The sequence below is a fragment of the Rhodococcus sp. (in: high G+C Gram-positive bacteria) genome, from assembly GCF_049591685.1.
In the GTDB taxonomy this organism is placed as follows: Bacteria; Actinomycetota; Actinomycetes; order Mycobacteriales; family Mycobacteriaceae; genus Rhodococcoides.
The window spans coordinates 1-1772 of sequence record NZ_JBAWFH010000521.1 but is presented as its reverse complement, the minus strand read 5'-3'; the positions used below and the strand labels follow the sequence as shown (position 1 = coordinate 1772).

The window sequence follows — 1772 nt, the reverse complement described above, 5'->3', positions numbered from 1 at the left end:
CGCTCGGGCCGTCCGGGTGACATCGGCGTTTCGCACGACCGTCGGATTGCCGGGGACGCTGTGCACGCGGCTACAGCCGAATCATACGACGGACGACCCGAGGGGCATTGCGGCGGCGACGCTCGACGGTCTGCTCCTGGGGTCGGGTGATGCAGTCATCGGCATCAACCCGGCCACCGATTCTCCGCACGCCACATCGGATCTGCTCCACCTCCTCGACGACATCCGGCAGCGGTTCGACATTCCGACGCAGTCGTGTGTGCTCTCGCACGTGACGACGACGATGGATTTGATCGAGAAAGGTGCGCCGGTCGATCTGGTGTTCCAATCGGTTGCCGGCACCGAAGGCGCCAATTCCGGGTTCGGCGTGCACGTGTCGTTGCTTCGCGAAGCCAACGAGGCAGGTCGTTCGCTGCGTCGTGGCACGGTCGGCGACAACGTGATGTACCTCGAGACGGGTCAGGGATCTGCACTCAGCGCAGGTGCGCATCTCGGCGTCGGGGGCAAACCCGTCGACCAGCAAACGCTGGAGGCAAGGGCGTACGCGGTGTGCCGGGACCTCGAACCGATGCTCGTCAACACCGTCGTCGGTTTCATCGGCCCCGAGTACCTCTACGACGGCAAACAGATCATTCGCGCCGGCCTCGAGGACCACTTCTGCGGCAAACTTCTCGGACTTCCGATGGGCGTCGACGTCTGCTACACCAATCACGCCGAAGCCGATCAGGACGACATGGACACGTTGCTGACGCTGCTCGGTGCCGCAGGCGCTGCCTTCGTCATCGCGGTGCCGGGCGCCGACGACGTCATGCTCGGCTATCAGAGCCTGAGCTTCCACGACGTCCTTTATGCCCGGCAGGTTCTCGGCCTAACCCCCGCGCCCGAATTCGCGGCATGGCTGGACCGCCTCGGCATGGTCGACGCCCAGGGCCGCATCCTCGAGGTCGACGCGTCGGGGTCGCCGCTGCGTGCGCTGACGGGGGCGCGATGAGCGAGGTCGAGTCGGCGTCGTTCTGGGAGGAGCTGCGGCTCAGCACTCAGGCGCGGATCGGGCTGGGGCGCACGGGCGACTCGCTGCCCACACGTCGGGTGTTGGAGCTGAGGTCTGCCCACGCGGCGGCGCGCGATGCAGTGCACATGCCGCTCGATATCGACGGTTTCGCGGCAGCGGTCGAGCAGGTGGGCATCGGTGCACCGGCCGTTGTCACCTCGAAGGCGTCCTCGCGCGCGGAGTATCTCCGGCGCCCGGATCTCGGGCGCTCGCCCGACGATCTCTCTTCTGTTCCGACGGGGAGCTTCGACGTCGGGTTCGTGCTCGGCGACGGGTTGTCCCCGCGGGCACTGATGGATCACGGCGCTGCGATGCTCGATGCCCTGGCCGCCGAGCTGGGGGAGTTGTATTCCCTTGCGCCACCGGTGATTGCCACGCAGGCACGAGTCGCGCTGGGTGATCACATCGCCGAGGCGATGGGTGTGCACACTGTCGTCGTTCTGATCGGTGAGCGTCCAGGTCTGTCGGTGGCGGACAGTCTCGGGATCTACCTGACGCATCGGCCGGCGCCGGGGAAGTCCGATGCCGATCGCAACTGCATCTCCAACATCCACCCACCCGAAGGTCTCGGCTACCAGCAGTCCGCGAAGATCGTTGCCGGCCTCGTCGCGGGTGCCCGTAGGTTGGGTCGATCGGGTGTGGCGTTGAAGGATACGTCGAGGGCAGATGTACTGCAGGCCTCCGAGGCGCTCACGATCGAGCCGTAGGGGTCACGCACCCC

2 protein-coding genes are annotated in these 1772 nt (G+C 66.5%); both read left to right on the top strand.

Going from position 1 to position 1772, the window contains the following annotated elements:
• Positions 1 to 991: ethanolamine ammonia-lyase subunit EutB (gene eutB / locus WBQ44_RS21290; protein ID WP_495568657.1), on the top strand; the 991-nt coding region annotated here is incomplete at its 5' end.
• Positions 988 to 1758: an ethanolamine ammonia-lyase subunit EutC gene (eutC, locus tag WBQ44_RS21285; protein WP_495568656.1), complete on the top strand. Its 771-nt coding sequence runs from the start codon at positions 988 to 990 to the stop codon at positions 1756 to 1758. The genes eutB and eutC, both read left to right, overlap by 4 nt.
• Positions 1759 to 1772: the final 14 nt, after the last annotated feature.